Source organism: Ruegeria sp. YTSA226 (assembly GCF_059609905.1).
Window position 1 is genome coordinate 288,462 of sequence record NZ_JBXWMQ010000001.1, and the last position, 16,786, is coordinate 305,247.

The following is a 16,786-nucleotide window of genomic DNA, read 5'->3' on the forward strand; positions in this document are numbered from 1 at the left end:
CGCCTTTTTTGTTCAATTCTTGAGGAACTAAGACATAAACCGGTAGCACGTATTCGTCCAATCTTTGTGATGATATTGGCCGGCAAGAAAGATCAGGCATCCCAGATATCTGGCCCGCCACATATCTTGGTGTCGATATCGCCAATCGCATTTTTGTCCTTTTCATCATAGTCCAGCGCATGAAGAACCGTTTGGATTGCTGCCAGCCTTGCCCGTTTCTTGTCGTCGGAACGAACTATGGTCCAGGGGCAGGCTTCGCTGTGACTGCGTGTAAGGGTCTCGGAAATCGATGCAGAGTATTCATCCCATTTGTCCAAACCAGCGATATCGATTGGGCTTAGCTTCCAGTGTTTCAATGGGTCCGTTTCGCGTGCAAGAAACCGGTTCAACTGCTCGGCCCGTCCGACGTTCAACCAGAACTTGAACAAGCGGATACCATCGTCACACAGGCCAGTCTCTAACGGCAGAACCTGGCGGAAGAAGCGTTCACGCTGTTTTGTGTTGCAGAACCCAAACACATTTTCCACCACGCCGCGGTTATACCAGCTGCGGTCAAAGAACACGATTTCCCCGGCTGCGGGCAGATGTGGGATATAGCGCTGAAAATACCATTGGCTGCGCTCTTGATCCGATGGCTTGCTGAGCGCAACGTTCCGGGCCCCACGCGGGTTCAGGTTCTCACGGAACCGCTTGATCGTCCCGCCTTTTCCTGCGGCATCGCGGCCTTCGAAGATAACAGCGACACGCTGGCCAGTTTCCTTCACCCAAAGCTGCATTTTCACAAGCTCGATCTGCAGGGACTGCATTTGTTTCTCATACGCCTTACGCTTCATGCGTTCGTCATAGGGGTATGTAGGGTTCAGAATGTCATCCTTATCGGCCTCTTTGATCTCGTTCCGGACTTCTTCTGGTGCACGTTTTTTGTAATATTCCTCGATGGTGCCTTTGCCAGTTCGTGTCATGAGTCACCTCGCGATAAAATCCATATCTTACTATGGATTAGCCTCGGAATTAACGCAAACCCGCCCGCTGAGCAGCCCGGATGACTGCGGCCGCTACTTCGGGTGCGGCCACGATCTGTGGCATATGGCCAATTCCCGGCAATTCGATCAGTTCAGCGCCGGGGATTTGGTCGATCAGGGGTTCCGCATGCCATTCCAACCCGACCGTTGTGTCGGCGGTGCCATGCACAACCTCGGTCGGGACCGAAATATCCTTATAGCGCGGCTGCAGCGCACGAACTTCGTCCAACAGATTGGCGCGTTGCATTGCGTTGGCATGCATCGAAGCCGGGCGCATGGTCAGCCCGGGGCCGAAATGTTCGGCATAGCCTTCCGGTGCAGTTTGGGGGGAAAACACACCGTCTAGGGCCTGCTCGACATACCAATCGGGGACAAAGGCGTTGATCAACGGCAGCACAAGCGCGTTTCCGGGCTTGGTCGCGGCCATTCGGTTGAAACCGTCCAGCGGCGTCTCCCATGGGATTGCTGCCGGAGCAATCAAAACCAGGGCCGAGATATTTTCGGGCTGTGTAACCGCCCAGGCCAGCGACACCGACCCGCCATAGCTTTGCCCTGCAACAATGGGTTTGTCCGCGCCCAGCTTGACAGCAGCACGGCGTAGGATTTCGGCTTGTTCTTCAAGGGTTTCTCCGTCCGGATTGAAGCTGTCGGAATACCCCAATCCGGGCCGGTCAAATACAATGACACGGAAATCTTCTGCCAGAATTGGGGCGAGGGCAAAAGTCATGTCCCGAGTGTTACCACTGGACCCGTGGATCAGCACGACATCGGGCCCGTGCCCCATGACTACGGCATGAACGCTGACTCCATCGACGTCGATCAGCTGACCCTCGGGTGGAAAACTGGCCTCGGCAACAGCTTCGTTCCGTGACACGCGCCAAGTTGTTACGGTGGCCAGGCCAGCAATCAGCAGGGCAAGAGCTATGATGGTTTTAAGAACCAATTTGATCCATATCGAACGGTGTTGTCTGATAGATTTCGTTAATCCAGTTGCCATAGAGCAGGTGCGCATGGCTGCGCCATCTGTTCTGAGGCTGGCGCGAGGGGTCGTCGTCTGGATAGTAGTTCATCGGCACGTTTATCGGTGTGCCGTTGTCGATATCGCGATCATATTCCTGCTTGAGCGTATCACTGTCATATTCAAAGTGGTTAAAGATATAAATCGCACGATGGTCCTTATCTTCGACTAAGCAGGGGCCTGCCTCATCACTACCCAGCAAGGTGGTCAGGCCCGTAGCGCTGTCGATTTCGGCCTGCTTCATCTCGGTCCACCGGCTGACCGGGATTACGCAATCATCGGAAAACCCGCGCAGAAACGGTGAGGAGGGAGCCAGATTGCGGTGCCGGAAACATCCGAAAGCCTTGGCGTCCAACATATGCTTACGCACCCCATGGAAATGGTTGATCATCGCCATTCCGCCCCAGCACACGCCAAAGGTCGAATGGACATTTGTCTGGGTCCAGTCAAATACTTCGCTGATCTCTTCCCAATAGGTGACATACTCGAATTCAAGATGTTCGATAGGGGCGCCGGTGATGATCAGGCCGTCAAATTTTTGGTCCCTTACCTCCTGAAACGGGCGGTAGAACTCGGCCATATGCTCGGCTGCGGTGTTCTTGGTCCGATGTTCGGTCATACGGATCAGCGATAGGTCGATCTGCAGTGGGGTTGCACCGATGAGGCGAGCGAACTGGTTTTCGGTCTGAATCTTCTTGGGCATCAGATTCAGCAACCCGATCCGAAGGGGGCGAATATCCTGACGCATTGCCTGATCCTCGGACATGACCATGACGCCCTCATTGGTGAGAACGTCATATGCAGGCAGGTCAGAGGGAATCTTGATCGGCATCGGATGCAAGCCTTTGGTTTGAGAGTGTAAGTGCCGTAGTTAATCGCGCTTTGGCCGGGTCTCAAGTGCACGTTCGATCAACTCATCGAAATCACCGTCGTCGCGAATACTGTGCATGTCGCTGGCAGCGATCGTCAGACCCCAGTTGTCGGCCATTGCCCTGTATCTCGGTTGCCGGTGCGCAAGAGCTTTGGCATAGGTCCAGCGAATGAATGCGTTGGGATCGACCTGTTCGGCGGAACAGCCTTGTTGGGTCAGATATTCGTCCCAGACACGTGTCAGGAATTCGGGCTGATAAGACATGGGCTTGGGCGCACGGTCAAAGCGCCTGATCAGCTCGGACGTGTGGTCGTCATCACCTTTGATCCAAATCATCAGCGTGTGGCGCGACAGCTCAGTCAGGACCTGATCGCGCGGATCGTCGGGATCAACCCATTCGCAGATCGAACCGCCAGTATCGCAAATGAAATGCGGGTATTGGTACAATCTCTGCGCCCGATCCACGAAATACTCGGTATCCAACAGAGCGTGAATTTCTGCCAAACGGAATTGTTCCTGACGGCGTTTATATTCGGTCAGCTCCATGCCGCCCTGTGCCGGGTTGCCCGGTTTTCCCAGATAGGCGGCGACAGGGGTCAAGTTCTCGAACGAGATATTTGATCCGATGTAAATGGAATCAGACAACAGCAGGTCACGCAGGAAAGGGACCTTCATGGCCTCGGCTTTGGCGTTGTCGATGATATACTCGCCCATGTATCGCGTGCCGATCCGGTAATCGACCGAATAGTGGAACCAGTCCCCGGAATCGCGCAGAACGTTGGACACATAGGTCTTTCCCAGGCCTGACATGCCAAAAAACAGCACCTTTTTGCGCGCGGCTTCCCGCCAGTCTTTTGCCGAGTTGTAGATCATTGTCCACTATCCCTTTTCCGACCTTGCTAAAACGGGTGGGAGGCGGCGTCAATCGCGCGTGCGCGGTTGTTTAGAACCAACAGTCTTGGGCACAGGTTTCGTTATGCCAGAATGGGAGTAGATATCTGTTCCTTGCCACGCAGGACCGCATCATCTCAATTCGTGATCATGCGGATCTATGCAAAAAAGGCTCCGCCGGAGGGCGGAGCCTTGTGAACAGTTTTGCCGCTGATCAGTTCAGAGAGTAGGTCAACTGAAGGCCGACGCTCCAGGCAGAGTTGCCGCTGAATTCACCACCCGTGGTGGTTGTCGCATCGCCAATGTCCGTATAACGGACACCGCCCGAGATCTGAGCATTTTCCACGGTGTAAGTACCGCCTACGCCAATGCTCCAGAAACCGTCAGTCGGCCCCAAGTTTGATACTTCGGTACCATTCGACTTTTCGTAAGATGTGGATATCGCGCCAGAAAAAGCCTCTGAGAACTGATATCCCATTCCAAGAGTATAGGTGAATGTGTCGTCGTCAAAGTCGACGAGGTTGTCCCCAACGATCCCGACATAGGCGGCAGGTGCCACTACTGTCTGAGGCCAGTCAACCCAGCGGATCGATCCGAACACCAGCGTTTTTGGGGCAACCCCGGTCTGGAAATCCAGGTTGATGGATTGCGGTGTCTCGACCCTGGTCGTGTCATCGATTGTTTGCAACCCGGCGGGGACGGGCGGCACTACGTTGAACGACTCGGTCGACGACAGATCGTGAGTGATCTTGGAGTTGTAGACCAGCGAAACCCGAGCTGCGATTTCAGGTTTTTCCCAGGCAACCCCGACGAGATAACCAAAGTCAGTATCGGCATCCGCGTCAAATTCGTATCCGGCTGCTGCCGGTACAACGACTTTTGCGCTAGCACGTTGCGCGCGAATACCGCCAATGGCGCTGAAGCCACCGTCAAGCTTGTAGCGCAGCAATGCGGTGAGGGAGTCGACATCAGCGCTGGCTCTCAGAATCCCGCTGCGTCCTCCAAACGCTGCAGTTGGATTCTGCGACAGGGGATAGTCGGCGGAATACCCAATATCCGCACCGAATGGTTCGTCATAGATCAGCGCAAAGTCCAGTTTGTCAGTAAATGAACGTTTGTAAGCCAGGCCCGGTGAGAAGAAAGCATTCGACACATCACCTGATTCTACGCCATTTTGTTCACCGCTTACGTCGGGTGAAGCATATCCAAGACGAAGTTGGACCACGGATCCCTCTTCGAAAATGATATTGATTCCCTGTCCACTACGGTCCAGACCACCGGCTTGAATGCTTGTTGCGCCCACGCACAAAGCACACGCCTGTAGAAGCGTCTTCTTCATCCATTCCTCCCAATTATGTCGCTAAGTTGCGCGAATTTGTGGTGTCTGCGCACAACCGAGTTATTCTTACAGGTGGATTTCACTCTCTCTACAATAGGTGGTCAACGGGTGACTGAACGTTACCCTTAGTGAGTGTTGCGAGAATCTGTTGCTAAACTGTTACGGTTTTCCGACTGAACGTTAAGGAAGATACCCACAAAAATGACAGCAGCCCCCACGAGCGTCCACTGATCGAGAGCCTCATGATAGAAAAGCATACCGACAATCGCGATTGTAGGAAGGCGCGCAAAATCGAATGGGATCACAACCGTAGCCGGTGCGATTGAGAGTGCATTCGTAATGCAGAAATGCGCTAATAGGCCTGCAAGCCCTACAAGCAAAAGCCAAGGCGCGGTTGCCATCGTTGGTAACGCAAGTTCTCCGTCGATCGCAGAGGCTGCCAGCCCAAGACCAGCCTGTATAACGGTAAGCCAGAACATGATGCACCCGATGCTTGCAGAACGCGTGAGTTTTTTTGTGGAAATTGTAGTCAAAGCGAAGAACACCGCCGACATTGCGGCGGCGACAATTCCTGCGCTTAACGGAACAGCCCCCGGTCGTGCGACTATAAGGATACCAGCAAAACCGATAAGTGCTGAAAGGACCCGCACGACTGTCAACCGTTCGGCCAGCAGCATTGGGGACAGCAGGATCACCCAGATCGGTTGAGTAAACTCAAGTGCAAAGACCTGTGCCAGTGGTGCCACGGAAACAGCGTAGAACCAGAGATTCTGACCGGTGAAATGCAGGGTATTTCGTACCCCGTGGAGGCCAATCCGTTCGGTCGATACCTGATGCCACTTTCCCGTAACCGTCAGGACAAGGCTGACCACGCACATGCCGACTAGGCTGCGATAAAACATGATCTCAAAGGTGTCATGGGTGACGCTCAGCTCACGTCCGGCCACGGCCATAGACGTAAAGGATGCGATCGCCCCGATCATCCACAGCGCGGCTTTGCCGATTTGGGGTTTGCTGCTTTCCATTGAGTTGCCCGCGCACTAGGAGTTCTACGATGTTGATTGGTAACTAAATATTTGTGTCGCAGAAACAAAAAAGCCGGGCGCTGGCCCGGCTTGTTTTCATTCCCACTCGATTGTGCCCGGAGGCTTCGATGTGATGTCATAGGTGCATCGGTTGATGCCTTTGACCTCATTGATGATCCGGGTGGCGGTTTCGCCCAAGAATTCATGACTGAACGGGTAATAGTCGGCGGTCATCCCGTCGACTGAGGTAACTGCCCGCAGGGCGCAGGCATAGTCGTACGTGCGGCCATCACCCATGACGCCGACGGTTCGAACCGGCAGGATCGCCACGAAGGCCTGCCAGATATCATCATAAAGCCCATGTTTGCGAATCTGGTCGATATAGATCGCATCGGCTTCGCGCAGAATATCTAGTTTTTCGCGGGTGATTTCACCGGGGCAACGGATTGCCAGACCAGGGCCGGGGAAGGGGTGGCGGCCGATAAAGCTTTGGGGCAGACCCAGCTCGCGTCCCAATGCGCGCACTTCGTCCTTGAACAGTTCGCGCAGCGGCTCGACCAGTTTCAGGCCCATTTTCTCTGGCAGACCACCAACATTGTGGTGGCTTTTGATCGTGACCGAAGGCCCGCCCGAGAACGAAACGGATTCGATCACATCAGGGTAGAGGGTACCTTGGGCCAGGAATTCGGCCCCGTCGATCGTGTCGGCATGTTTCTGGAACACGTCGATGAACAGCTTGCCAATTATCTTGCGCTTGGTTTCCGGGTCGCTTTGCCCCTCAAGCTCACCTAGGAACAGATCGCTTTCATCTGCGTGGATCAGCCGAATATTATAGTTGTCGCGGAACATGCCGACGACTTCGTCAGCCTCGTTCTTGCGCAACAGGCCGTGATCAACGAACACACAGGTCAGTTGGTCGCCAATCGCCTCGTGGATCAGGATCGCCGCGACCGAACTATCGACACCTCCGGACAGACCGCAAATCACTTGTTTATCGCCCACTTGTTCGCGGATCGTCGCGATCATCTGCTCGCGATAGGCACCCATAGTCCAATCGCCGCTGAATCCGGCGAGCTTTACAAAATTCTCATAAAGCTTGGCGCCCTTTGGTGTGTGGTGCACCTCGGGATGGAACTGAACTGCATAAAAATGGCGGGACGTGTCTGCAGTGATCGCAAACGGTGCGTTGGGCGAGGTGCCATAAACCTGAAACCCCGGCGCGATTTCACTGACATGGTCGCCGTGACTCATCCAGACCTGTTCATCGCCGTCGGTGAACCAGCCATCGAGAATATCCAGTTGGCCTTTGGGGGTCACAAAGGCGCGGCCGAACTCTGCGGTGCCATGGCCGCTTTCGACCTTGCCGCCCAACTGGTGCATCATCACTTGCTGCCCATAGCAGATACCAAGGATGGGAACGCCAATGTCAAAGATTTCCTGCGGGACCCGCGGAGACCCTTCTCGTGTCACGCTATCGGGACCGCCCGAGAAAATAACGGCCTTTGGGGCCATTTTCCGAACAAAGTCCGTCGTAACATTCTGATAAGGATGGATTTCACAATAAACATTCAGCTCACGCAGGCGGCGCGCAATCAGCTGCGTTACCTGGCTGCCGAAGTCGATGATCAGAAGGCGGTCATGGGTGTCTTGGGTCATGGTTCTGCTACTAGGTTGCGAAGATGATAAGCGCAAGGGATTTCAAGTGGTATAGACACGCCAGTTGGTCGCGGTTAGGGCCCGCTTGTCTGGTGGACGGTCCCGAAGCGAATGACGAAGACCCGCGCGAGTTTAAAAACATGTGCTGGGTCATTTTGTGGCGGTTGTCCCCGACATTTTGTCGCTTTTTCCCCTATAGCGCCGTTATCCACGACTGCCATTGCGGCGGGTTCCTGTAACACACATGTAAATTCAACAACTGATACGGGATTTTCTCATGACAGAGGCAAACACCCGGCGCAGGGCGAGAGGTGGCGGTGGCGCTGCCCGCCGGGCCGAACGTACAGCGGTTCGTATCGAGACCGCAAAGTACATCGAACGCAATATTCCGAATTTCGAGGTTCTCAACGAAGAAGCGTTGCAGATCATCGAAACAAATGCGGAAACGCTTCTGGCCGAAGTCGGCGTCAATTTTGTCGACAACCCTGCGGCACTGGAACGTTGGAAAGACGCGGGCGCCGATGTGGATGGCGAACGGGTGCGCATCCCACGCGGCCTTGCGCGCGAGTTGATCAAAACTGCGCCAAGCGAGTTCACGCAGCACGCAAGAAACCCTGAAAAGTCCGTGGTCATCGGCGGTCGCAATCTGGTTCTGGCGCCGGTCTATGGCCCTCCGTTCGTGCGTGATGCGCAAGGTGGCCGTCGCTATGCGACCATGGACGATTTCAACAAGTTCGTGAAACTGGCTTACATGTCAAAGTGGCTGCACCACTCGGGCGGTACTGTGTGCGAACCCACAGACGTTCCGGTGAACAAGCGTCACCTGGACATGCTGATGGCGCATATGACCTTATCGGACAAGCCATTCATGGGCTCGGTCACCGATCCCAGCCGCGCTCAGGATTCGGTGGAAATGTGTGAGATCCTGTTCGGCAAAGAGTTTGTTCAGGAAAACACGGTCATGACTTCGCTGACCAACATCAACTCGCCGATGACCTTCGACGATGTGATGATGGGGTCGCTGGAAGTCTACGCCAGGAATAATCAGGCCTGCATCATCTCGCCGTTCATCGTCGGTGGTGCGATGGCGCCGGTTTCGATAGCGGGGACATTGACACAGGTTCTGGCCGAAGTTTTGGCCGGTGTCGCGTACAGTCAGATCATCCGCCCGGGAGCTCCTGCTATCTTTGGTGCTTTCGTTTCGTCGATCGACATGAACTCAGGCGCGCCAACCTTTGGCACACCCGAGGCGTCAATGGTTACCTATGGCGCGGGACAGCTGGCGCGGCGTCTGGGTCTGCCGTTCCGCTCAGCCGGGTCGTTCTGTGGCTCGAAACTGCCCGATGCGCAGGCCGCTTATGAGACCGCGAACTCGCTGAACATGGGGCTGATGGCGGGTGTGAACTTCATGCTGCATTCCTGCGGCTGGCTTGAAGGCGGCCTGGTTGCGGACTTTGAAAAGTTCGTCATGGACGCAGATCAACTTGGCGTTCTGCACGGTCTGGCCAAGGGTGTGGCCTATGACGAAAACGCCCAGGCCATGGACGCAATCCGCGAGGTCGGCCCGGGTGGCCACTATCTGGGTTGTGCTCATACGCAGGCAAACTTCAAAGAGGCGTTCTGGAAGTCCGACCTGCTGGACTACAAACCTTACGAAACCTGGGAAGACGAGGGCGCGCGCGATACGCGACAGTTGGCCTCGTCTCGGGTCGAGCATTTGATTGCCAACTACAAGCAACCGGAACTCGACCCGGGAATTCACAGCGCTTTGACCGAATATGTTGAAAAGAAAAAGACCTCCATGCCCGACGCTTTCAGCTGATAACTGAAAACTGTGAGGCGCGGCTGGCTTTGTACAGCTGCGCCTCACCCAATAGCGCGATCAGAAGGTCCAAATGACGGACCAGCGAATAGCCTGCATCTTCTGCCAGTCTCTGCGCGTTTACCTCTCGTTCAATATCCATCAAACGCATCAGCGCCGCACCCGACCCAGGTAGCGATCCGTACCCAAGTATGCGTTGCAGGTGGCGGTCCCGATCATAGTCCTGTGCGCCGTGTTTGGCTGCCCGCGCCAATAGGCGGGGGCGGCGGAGGGCGGAAATCATGGTCATCAGGTCCTGCATCATTGGGCTCCACTTGTCGGATTAATGTTGCCCAATTTGTTACACAACCTAAGCGGGTGTTGCCTTAATCGGATTCTCCCCGAACTCTCGCTTCATGAGTGTTTATGAATTTGAATGAAATCTGGTCATCACCTCCGGCAGTTAACGAACGAGTAACGAAAGCGACTCTAGTTAGAATTGGTTAACAAAGTCACCGGGGGCGATAGAGAACAGATTGTTTCGTCGATGAGGGCACAGAACTATGGAAAACAACATGGCTTTCACCATTCCGGCTTGGGTACCTGAGGGGGCACAGCGATACCTGGCCCACACAGAAACCGGCCAGTCGATCCGCGATATTGCGCGATCTGCGGGGTGCCATGCTTCGACCATTCTTAGACAAATCCGCCGAATTGAGATGCGTCGTGACGATCCATTGGTGGATGCGGCTTTGCAGTCGTTGGCCGAAGAACATTTTTCGGTCAATGATGCTTCTGATCGCACGGTTTCAGCGTTCAGTCATAATTCACACGTCGAAAAAGAAGAATTCAACCACGAGGCCCTAAGGGTACTGCGCAGACTGTGTGAGACCGGTTCGGTCCTGGCTGTCGCTGAAGAAATGAACAAAGCAGTGGTGGTGCGCGATACCGGCGAAGCCGCTGCGACCAGAACTGCAGTGGTTGATTGCAGGATCGCACAGGCATTGGCGTTGAAGGATTGGATTTCCTGCGACAACCCAGGCCGGATATCGCGCTACCGGATTACCAGCGCGGGCCGCACGGCACTGAGCCAGTTAATGGCCGATTTCGAGAACCAGGCAAGGTCTCGCAACGAACATGGAATGGCAGAAGCACCTTCTTCGTTTCATGGGGCGCCCTCTCACGCGACGACAAACCGCGCCCATCCAGAACGTCCCAGAAGAATGCGCTATAGTGCCGCAGAAAGCCCGCTGATCGCCCTGGCAAGGCGTCGGGATCGGGATGGAAAGCCGTTTTTAGATGAAGCACTTGTCGGGGCAGGAGAGCGCCTGCGCGAGGATTTTGAACTGGCTCAGATCGGACCTCAGGTTGCACAGAACTGGGACCATTTCCTGACTGCCGGTGGGCGCGGAAGTTTTGGAAGCGGCGACACTGGCAACCGGGGTTCTTCAGAAGCGCGCGACCGCGTAGAGCGTGCATTGTCTGACCTTGGACCGGGGCTGAGCGACGTGGCTTTGCGCTGCTGTTGCTATCTGGAAGGGTTGGAATTGGCGGAAAAGCGAATGGGGTGGTCAGCGCGGTCCGGCAAAATCGTTTTGCGTATCGCATTACAGCGCCTGAAACGTCATTACCAGGATCAGGAAGAGCGCAGCCGTATGATCGGATAACGCTTTGATCGGTTTTGGTTGCGGTTTCAGGGTGGAGTGATAGCTAGGGGTTATGAACTTTACCCTTCGACAGCTCCTATACTTTAACGCTGTTGCGCAACAGCGCAACTTTGGGCGGGCGGCACAGATGTGTAACGTTTCGCAACCGGCATTATCGGTTCAGATCAAGGCGTTAGAAGAAACCCTCGGTGGTGCCCTGTTCGAGCGTAAGGCCCGTGACATATTGCTTACCCCTTTGGGGCGGGATGTGCTCGAATATGCGCGTCAGATACTTGGTGCCTCGGACAGGCTCGACCAATTTGCCAAGGATCACTCAAGCGGGCATCGGTCTTTGTCGATCGGAATAATCCCGACGATTGCGCCCTATGTTCTGCCAGGTGTTCTGGCGGGGTTAAGGGCGGCCGATGTTTCTTTGAGAGTGCAGATACGCGAAGCGCGGACAGAGCGCCTGTTGACGATGCTGCGCGCTGGTGAGATCGACGCAGGTGTGGTCGCGCTGCCCTCCGGGGGAAGCGAATTGTTCGAATTTCCCTTGTTCGAGGATCGGTTCTTATTGGCCGGAAGTTCGGCACGGTTGCGCAATTTTTCCAGCGATACAGAGCGTTTGCGCCCTTTGGACCTTCAAAATGCACAGCTTATGCTACTGGATGATGGGCACTGCCTGACGGATCAGGCCCTGGAGGTTTGTGGTCAGGACCGCAGCAGCGGTCTGATTAACATGGGTGCCTCGTCTTTGGCGACATTATCCCGTTTGGTTGCCGAAGGGTTTGGATTGACGCTCATGCCAGAGCTTGCCGCCCGTTCCGAATCCGACGCGGTACCGGGTCTTGAGCTGATGCGATTTGCCTCGCCGCAGCCGGCAAGGACAGTGGGGCTAGTTCGTCGATCTTCTACCTCGCAGGAAGATTGGTTCGAAAGCCTGGCGGATACCATTCGCACCGTCGGCGAGAGCATTGTCACGCAAACGCGCTAGTCACAAAAAAGCCCGCCTGAAGCGGGCTTTTCTGTTGAGGACGAACTCAGGCCAGTTCCGGCTCTTTGACTTCGTTTAGATGTTTCATCAGGTTTTCCGGTGAAGAAACGCCATAGGGGTCCTCGGGGCAGTTATCCATCAGTCCGGGCTCTTCAAACCAGGCTTCTACGATGCCGTCATTGATGATGGCCGCATAGCGCCAGGACCGCATGCCAAAGCCTAGATTATCTTTGTCGACCAACATGCCCATTTTACGTGTGAATTCGCCTGAGCCATCAGGGATGACCTCGACGTTTTTCAGGCCTTGATCCTGTGCCCATTTGTTCATGACAAAGCTGTCATTCACGGACATGCAATAGATCTCGTCCACACCTGCGGCTTTGAAATCTGCGTGGCCGTTTTCAAAACCGGGCAACTGATAGGTCGAACATGTCGGGGTGAATGCGCCAGGCAGTGAGAACAGAATCACGCGCTTTCCTGCGAAATAGTCCGCCGTGGTCTTGTCTTCCCAACGGAAGGGGTTTGGTCCTTCGACAGAAGCGTCTCGGACGCGGGTGTGAAAGGTCACTTCGGGCAGTTTGGTGCCAGACTTCATGATCGAACTCCTGTGAATCACGTACGGTTTTCGTGGACTTAAAAGGATTCCAAATCCGCTTCAATGGCGGATGTTCCAGGTGCGTCAGAATTTACCTGACAACGCGTAAGTTGCAGTTAATAATAGGAAAATATTTAGAATTTTGGCCCTGAGACGTCAAAGTCTTTCACCCTGATGCATAGCGGCTATGCATGGGTGGTGTAATAGCAGAGGTCAGTTTATGTTATGGGTAAACCGAATTGACCCAAAGTCAGAAAGACAGGCCGTGCGCGATCTGAACATTCCCGAACAAAGACACCCAGAAAAGGCTCATCGGCCCGACAATTCGCAGCCGAAAAAGCCCAGTTGGATTCGCGTCAAAGCGCCCGGTGGTCAGGGTTATGCCGACACGCGCAAGATCATGCGTGACAACAATCTGGTTACGGTCTGTGAAGAAGCCGGATGCCCCAATGTCGGTGAATGTTGGAGCCAGGGCCACGCGACCATGATGATCATGGGCGAGATTTGTACCCGCGGCTGTACCTTTTGCAACATCGCCACCGGTCGCCCGGATTCGCTGGATGCGTTTGAGCCGGGTCGCGTTGCCCATGCGGTTGAAAAGCTGGGGTTGAACCATGTGGTCATCACATCTGTCGACCGCGATGACCTTGCAGATGGCGGGGCAGAGCATTTTGCGCAGACCATTCGCGCCGTGCGTCACCGGTCTCCGGGTACGACGATCGAAATTCTGACGCCCGACTTTCTGAAATGCGATCCGTCCGTTCTAGAAGTTGTCGTTGAGGCAAAGCCAGACGTCTTTAACCATAATCTTGAAACGGTGCCTGGCCTCTATCCCGAAGTGCGACCGGGCGCGCGGTATTTCCACTCTTTGCGTCTATTGCAGCGCGTGAAAGAGCTGGACCCGTCGGTCTTTACCAAATCCGGGATCATGGTCGGTTTGGGTGAGGATGGTCAGCAGGTCCGGCAGGTCATGGATGATATGCGCGCCGCTGAAATTGATTTCCTGACCATCGGTCAGTATCTGCAGCCCACGCCCAAACACCACGGAGTCGATCGGTTCGTAACGCCGGAAGAATTCGCATCCTATGAAAAGGCAGCTTATGGCAAAGGGTTCCTGATGGTATCGGCCACACCTTTGACCCGGTCGTCTTATCACGCCGGAGACGATTTTGCCCGGCTGCGTGAGGCACGCCGGAAAAAGCTAGAACAGGGGTGACACCCGAAGCGCATGCGCGGCTGACACGCCTGCGCCACGACCTGCATCAATATCCCGAACTATCCGGGCACGAGCGTGAGACCGCTGCCCGCATAACAGATCTTTTGCGGGGGTTCGGTGCGGACCATGTGCTTACCGGACTGGGAGGGCATGGCGTTGCCGCGGTTTTTGACAGTGGGCAGGCTGGGCCAACCGTTGGTATCCGGTGCGAATTGGATGGGCTGCCGATTCAAGAACTTGGTACGCACCTATATGTGTCGAAGGTTCCGGGCAAAGGGCATCTGTGTGGCCATGATGGGCACATGGCGATGGTGCTTGGCGTTGCGGAAGACCTGGCGCGTCACCGACCCCAAAAGGGTCGGGTGGTTTTGATCTTTCAACCGGCTGAAGAAACCGGGCAGGGCGCCATCGCCTTTCGCGCGGACCCTCAATTCGCGAAGATCGCGCCGGACTACGTGTTCTCTCTGCACAACCTGCCGGGGTTGGAACTTGGCGCTGTTGAGTTGTGTCAGAGTTCGGCTAACTGCGCCTCGCGCGGGATGAAAATCATCCTGACCGGCAAGACGTCCCATGCGGCTGCGCCTCAGGATGGGATTTCCCCGGCTGAGGCGATGTCCGAACTGGTTTCGAAGCTGGCGAGTTTAGGCGCAGGCGGCGCGTTGGATGCCGATTTTGCGCTGACAACTGTGACGCATGCCCGTTTGGGAGAGCCGACTTTCGGCGTGGCTCCGGGAAAGGCCGAGATCTGGGTGACCTTGCGCACCGTTTCAGATGCCCGGATGCGGACGCTGATGACCGAGGCCGAGGCACTGGCGCGCCGCGCCGCATCCGCCGACAGTCTGGAGGTTGAGATCACCTATGACGATGTCTTCGAGGCCTGCGTCAATCACAGCGACGCGGTGAGCATCATCGCGATGGCCTGCGCCGAGCGTGGAGTACCGTTCCATTCAACAGAGACGCCGCAAAAGTTCTCAGAAGATTTCGGGCAATTTGGGAAAGGCGCGAAAACGGCCATGTTTTGGCTGGGGTCGGGGCAGGATCATCCGCAATTGCATAACCCTGACTATGATTTTCCAGACGCACTTATCCCGGTAGGAGTAGACGTATTTGTTGCCGCAATTCGATCACTTAATGGCTGAAACTTCAGTTTACGAGATCGCTCACTATTCCAACGGCATCAATGACTGTCTTAGTGTCATCAGATATCGACAGGATTTCGTCATCCACGCGGATATATCGCTGACCGGCGGGTAGGGGCTTCAACTTCCAGCCGTCCAGGTCATCAAGATAGTCAAAATTCAGATCGTTAGGGAGTTTCTGACCTCGCGTATAACGCTTGATCTGTCCGGGCGGTACACCAACGCCATTATTGGTCTTTATCGACTTTTCGATTTTCGACTTGTCTGAACTTTTCCCTTTGCCCTTGTTGTCTTTTGCGTCCGCAAGACCAACCGTTGCGGCGACTGCGCAAGTCGCCAGAAGCCCAATAGACATTACTTTCATAAGCAGAATCCTCCCAAGATGATCGGAGGGTAATCTGTTGTTGAGGGCGTTGTCCAATGGTATTCAATCAAGTGAATGCAAAGGTGCGCAGCAACTTTGACTATTGGAATCTGGGTTTTTTTATCCTTCTCAGTCTTCGATAAAACGAACCTTACCAATAAACGGCAAGTTGCGATTGCGCTGTGCGTAGTCGATCCCGTAACCCACAACAAACTCATCAGGAATTTCAAACCCGATCCAGTCCGAACGGAAATCGACCTCGCGCCGGCTGGGCTTGTCCAGTAGTGCGATCGAGCGAAGTTTTCCAGGATCGCGGCTTTGCAGCAGATGAGTAACATGGTTCAGCGTGTGCCCGGTGTCGACGATATCCTCGACCACAAGAACGTCGCGACCCTCAATAGCGCCGCGCAGGTCTTTTAGAATGCGGACTTCCCGGCTGCTTTCCATCGCATCCCCGTAGGATGACGCCTCAAGGAAATCCACTTCGATGGGCAAGTCCAATTCGCGCACCAGATCGGCGATGAAGACAAAGCTGCCACGCAGCAGGCCGACAACGACCAGCTTGTCGGTCCCGTCGAATTCGGCAGTGATTTCGCGGCAGAGTTCTTCGATCCTGGCGGCAATGGCCTTTGCCGAGATCATCTCATCAATCACATATCCGCGCTGGCTCATCGCTGCCCCCTTGATCTTTGGCGCGCAACATACGACATGACGCGCCATTGTCACCTGCAAAAACCGGACGCCATGCCTATACATTCGGAAACGCGACACCTGCCTTACACTGCGCAACAGATGTACGATCTGGTTGCCGATGTAGCAAAATATCCCGAGTTTTTGCCCTGGTGTGCGGCTGCACGTATCCGACGCTCATATGCAGCAGGAGAGGCACAGGTGATGGAAGCGGACCTGATCATTTCGTTCAAAGTGTTCCGCGAACGCTTTGGCAGCCGGGTTACCCTGTTTGCCGAACAACGCCGGATCGACACGGAATATCTGGATGGGCCCTTCAAATACTTGAAGTCGGACTGGCATTTCGAGGACGCAGCAGAAGGCGGGTGCAACGTTTCGTTCCATGTTGATTTCGAATTCAAGAATGCCATTCTGCAGGGTATCATCGGAGTGGTCTTCAATGAGGCGATGCACAGGATCGTGAGGGCGTTCGAGGGCCGGGCAGAGGAATTGTACAGCTAAGTCTTTACCCGAAAGCGG

At 54.9% G+C, this 16,786-nt stretch carries 17 protein-coding genes; 6 read left to right on the forward strand and 11 right to left on the reverse strand.

All coding sequences use genetic code 11. From position 1 onward, the window contains the following. Positions 1-92 precede the first annotated feature (92 nt). From ppk2 to guaA, 7 genes are all read right to left on the reverse strand, one after another. Positions 93-962, reverse strand: a complete 870-nt coding sequence (ppk2, locus tag AC2FFF_RS01430) for a polyphosphate kinase 2 (RefSeq protein WP_281972189.1) — start codon at positions 960-962, stop codon at positions 93-95. 49 nt (positions 963-1,011) lie between these two features. Next, positions 1,012-1,971, reverse strand: a complete 960-nt coding sequence (locus tag AC2FFF_RS01435; protein WP_496882839.1) for an alpha/beta fold hydrolase — start codon at positions 1,969-1,971, stop codon at positions 1,012-1,014. Continuing rightward, positions 1,955-2,872, reverse strand: coding sequence for a homoserine O-acetyltransferase MetA (gene metA / locus AC2FFF_RS01440; protein ID WP_281972187.1), 918 nt, complete (start codon positions 2,870-2,872; stop codon positions 1,955-1,957). The genes AC2FFF_RS01435 and metA overlap by 17 nt, the downstream gene beginning before the upstream one ends. Before the next feature lie 39 nt (positions 2,873-2,911). Beyond that, a complete protein-coding gene (locus AC2FFF_RS01445) occupies positions 2,912-3,784 on the reverse strand; it encodes an ATPase (protein ID WP_142634149.1) in 873 nt (290 codons plus the stop codon). A gap of 232 nt (positions 3,785-4,016) precedes the next feature. Beyond that, a complete protein-coding gene (locus AC2FFF_RS01450) occupies positions 4,017-5,141 on the reverse strand; it encodes an OmpP1/FadL family transporter (protein ID WP_142634147.1) in 1,125 nt (374 codons plus the stop codon). Between the two features lie 125 nt (positions 5,142-5,266). Further along, on the reverse strand, positions 5,267-6,166 hold the full coding sequence (locus AC2FFF_RS01455; protein ID WP_142634145.1) for a DMT family transporter: 900 nt from the start codon (positions 6,164-6,166) through the stop codon (positions 5,267-5,269). Between the two features lie 96 nt (positions 6,167-6,262). Then, positions 6,263-7,822: a glutamine-hydrolyzing GMP synthase gene (guaA, locus tag AC2FFF_RS01460; protein WP_142634143.1), complete on the reverse strand. Its 1,560-nt coding sequence runs from the start codon at positions 7,820-7,822 to the stop codon at positions 6,263-6,265. A 277-nt stretch (positions 7,823-8,099) separates the two neighbouring features. On the opposite strand from guaA, the gene AC2FFF_RS01465 reads away from it, so the two are divergent. After that, positions 8,100-9,644 (forward strand): trimethylamine methyltransferase family protein, encoded by a 1,545-nt coding sequence (locus AC2FFF_RS01465; RefSeq protein ID WP_281972186.1) that lies wholly within the window; start codon positions 8,100-8,102, stop codon positions 9,642-9,644. Here the strand turns inward: AC2FFF_RS01465 and AC2FFF_RS01470 are convergent. Next, positions 9,637-9,945, reverse strand: coding sequence for a DUF6477 family protein (locus AC2FFF_RS01470; protein WP_142634139.1), 309 nt, complete (start codon positions 9,943-9,945; stop codon positions 9,637-9,639). The genes AC2FFF_RS01465 and AC2FFF_RS01470 overlap by 8 nt on opposite strands. A gap of 241 nt (positions 9,946-10,186) precedes the next feature. On the opposite strand from AC2FFF_RS01470, the gene AC2FFF_RS01475 reads away from it, so the two are divergent. Next, positions 10,187-11,290: a DUF6456 domain-containing protein gene (locus tag AC2FFF_RS01475; protein WP_271946820.1), complete on the forward strand. Its 1,104-nt coding sequence runs from the start codon at positions 10,187-10,189 to the stop codon at positions 11,288-11,290. Positions 11,291-11,342: 52 nt separating this feature from the next. Next, entirely contained in the window at positions 11,343-12,263 is a 921-nt protein-coding gene (locus tag AC2FFF_RS01480; protein WP_142634135.1) for a hydrogen peroxide-inducible genes activator, read from the forward strand. Between the two features lie 46 nt (positions 12,264-12,309). Here AC2FFF_RS01480 and AC2FFF_RS01485 read toward each other — a convergent pair whose 3' ends face one another. Next, complete coding sequence (locus tag AC2FFF_RS01485; RefSeq protein ID WP_281972185.1) at positions 12,310-12,858, reverse strand: peroxiredoxin; 549 nt, start codon at positions 12,856-12,858, stop codon at positions 12,310-12,312. Positions 12,859-13,123: 265 nt separating this feature from the next. Between AC2FFF_RS01485 and lipA the strand changes: the two genes are divergently transcribed. Together lipA and AC2FFF_RS01495 are read left to right on the forward strand one after the other, a co-directional pair. Further along, the gene (lipA, locus tag AC2FFF_RS01490; protein ID WP_142634131.1) at positions 13,124-14,074 is read left to right on the forward strand and encodes a lipoyl synthase; all 951 of its coding nucleotides are present in this window, start codon (positions 13,124-13,126) and stop codon (positions 14,072-14,074) included. After that, positions 14,071-15,213 (forward strand): amidohydrolase, encoded by a 1,143-nt coding sequence (locus AC2FFF_RS01495; protein WP_281972184.1) that lies wholly within the window; start codon positions 14,071-14,073, stop codon positions 15,211-15,213. Before lipA ends, AC2FFF_RS01495 begins: the two co-directional genes overlap by 4 nt. Positions 15,214-15,217: 4 nt before the next feature. Here the strand turns inward: AC2FFF_RS01495 and AC2FFF_RS01500 are convergent, their stop codons facing one another. Both AC2FFF_RS01500 and hpt read right to left on the reverse strand, forming a co-directional pair. After that, positions 15,218-15,577, reverse strand: coding sequence for a hypothetical protein (locus AC2FFF_RS01500; protein WP_142634127.1), 360 nt, complete (start codon positions 15,575-15,577; stop codon positions 15,218-15,220). Positions 15,578-15,706: 129 nt separating this feature from the next. After that, a complete protein-coding gene (gene hpt / locus AC2FFF_RS01505) occupies positions 15,707-16,249 on the reverse strand; it encodes a hypoxanthine phosphoribosyltransferase (RefSeq protein ID WP_142634125.1) in 543 nt (180 codons plus the stop codon). Positions 16,250-16,321: 72 nt separating this feature from the next. Here hpt and AC2FFF_RS01510 point away from each other — a divergent pair, with 72 nt between their 5' ends. Beyond that, positions 16,322-16,768, forward strand: a complete 447-nt coding sequence (locus AC2FFF_RS01510; protein WP_496861678.1) for a type II toxin-antitoxin system RatA family toxin — start codon at positions 16,322-16,324, stop codon at positions 16,766-16,768. Positions 16,769-16,786 lie beyond the last annotated feature (18 nt).

Excerpts from the sequence above, each read along its gene's own strand:
- AC2FFF_RS01480 (WP_142634135.1), top strand. The coding sequence starts at position 11,343 with ATGAACTTTACCCTTCGACAGCTCCTATACTTTAACGCTGTTGCGCAA.
- ppk2 (WP_281972189.1), bottom strand. The coding sequence starts at position 962 with ATGACACGAACTGGCAAAGGCACCATCGAGGAATATTACAAAAAACGT.
- AC2FFF_RS01470 (WP_142634139.1), bottom strand. The coding sequence starts at position 9,945 with ATGCAGGACCTGATGACCATGATTTCCGCCCTCCGCCGCCCCCGCCTA.
- guaA (WP_142634143.1), bottom strand. The coding sequence starts at position 7,822 with ATGACCCAAGACACCCATGACCGCCTTCTGATCATCGACTTCGGCAGC.
- AC2FFF_RS01475 (WP_271946820.1), top strand. The coding sequence starts at position 10,187 with ATGGAAAACAACATGGCTTTCACCATTCCGGCTTGGGTACCTGAGGGG.
- hpt (WP_142634125.1), bottom strand. The coding sequence starts at position 16,249 with ATGAGCCAGCGCGGATATGTGATTGATGAGATGATCTCGGCAAAGGCC.
- AC2FFF_RS01510 (WP_496861678.1), top strand. The coding sequence starts at position 16,322 with ATGCCTATACATTCGGAAACGCGACACCTGCCTTACACTGCGCAACAG.
- AC2FFF_RS01465 (WP_281972186.1), top strand. The coding sequence starts at position 8,100 with ATGACAGAGGCAAACACCCGGCGCAGGGCGAGAGGTGGCGGTGGCGCT.
- AC2FFF_RS01485 (WP_281972185.1), bottom strand. The coding sequence starts at position 12,858 with ATGAAGTCTGGCACCAAACTGCCCGAAGTGACCTTTCACACCCGCGTC.
- metA (WP_281972187.1), bottom strand. The coding sequence starts at position 2,872 with ATGCCGATCAAGATTCCCTCTGACCTGCCTGCATATGACGTTCTCACC.
- AC2FFF_RS01500 (WP_142634127.1), bottom strand. The coding sequence starts at position 15,577 with ATGAAAGTAATGTCTATTGGGCTTCTGGCGACTTGCGCAGTCGCCGCA.
- AC2FFF_RS01445 (WP_142634149.1), bottom strand. The coding sequence starts at position 3,784 with ATGATCTACAACTCGGCAAAAGACTGGCGGGAAGCCGCGCGCAAAAAG.
- AC2FFF_RS01455 (WP_142634145.1), bottom strand. The coding sequence starts at position 6,166 with ATGGAAAGCAGCAAACCCCAAATCGGCAAAGCCGCGCTGTGGATGATC.
- AC2FFF_RS01450 (WP_142634147.1), bottom strand. The coding sequence starts at position 5,141 with ATGAAGAAGACGCTTCTACAGGCGTGTGCTTTGTGCGTGGGCGCAACA.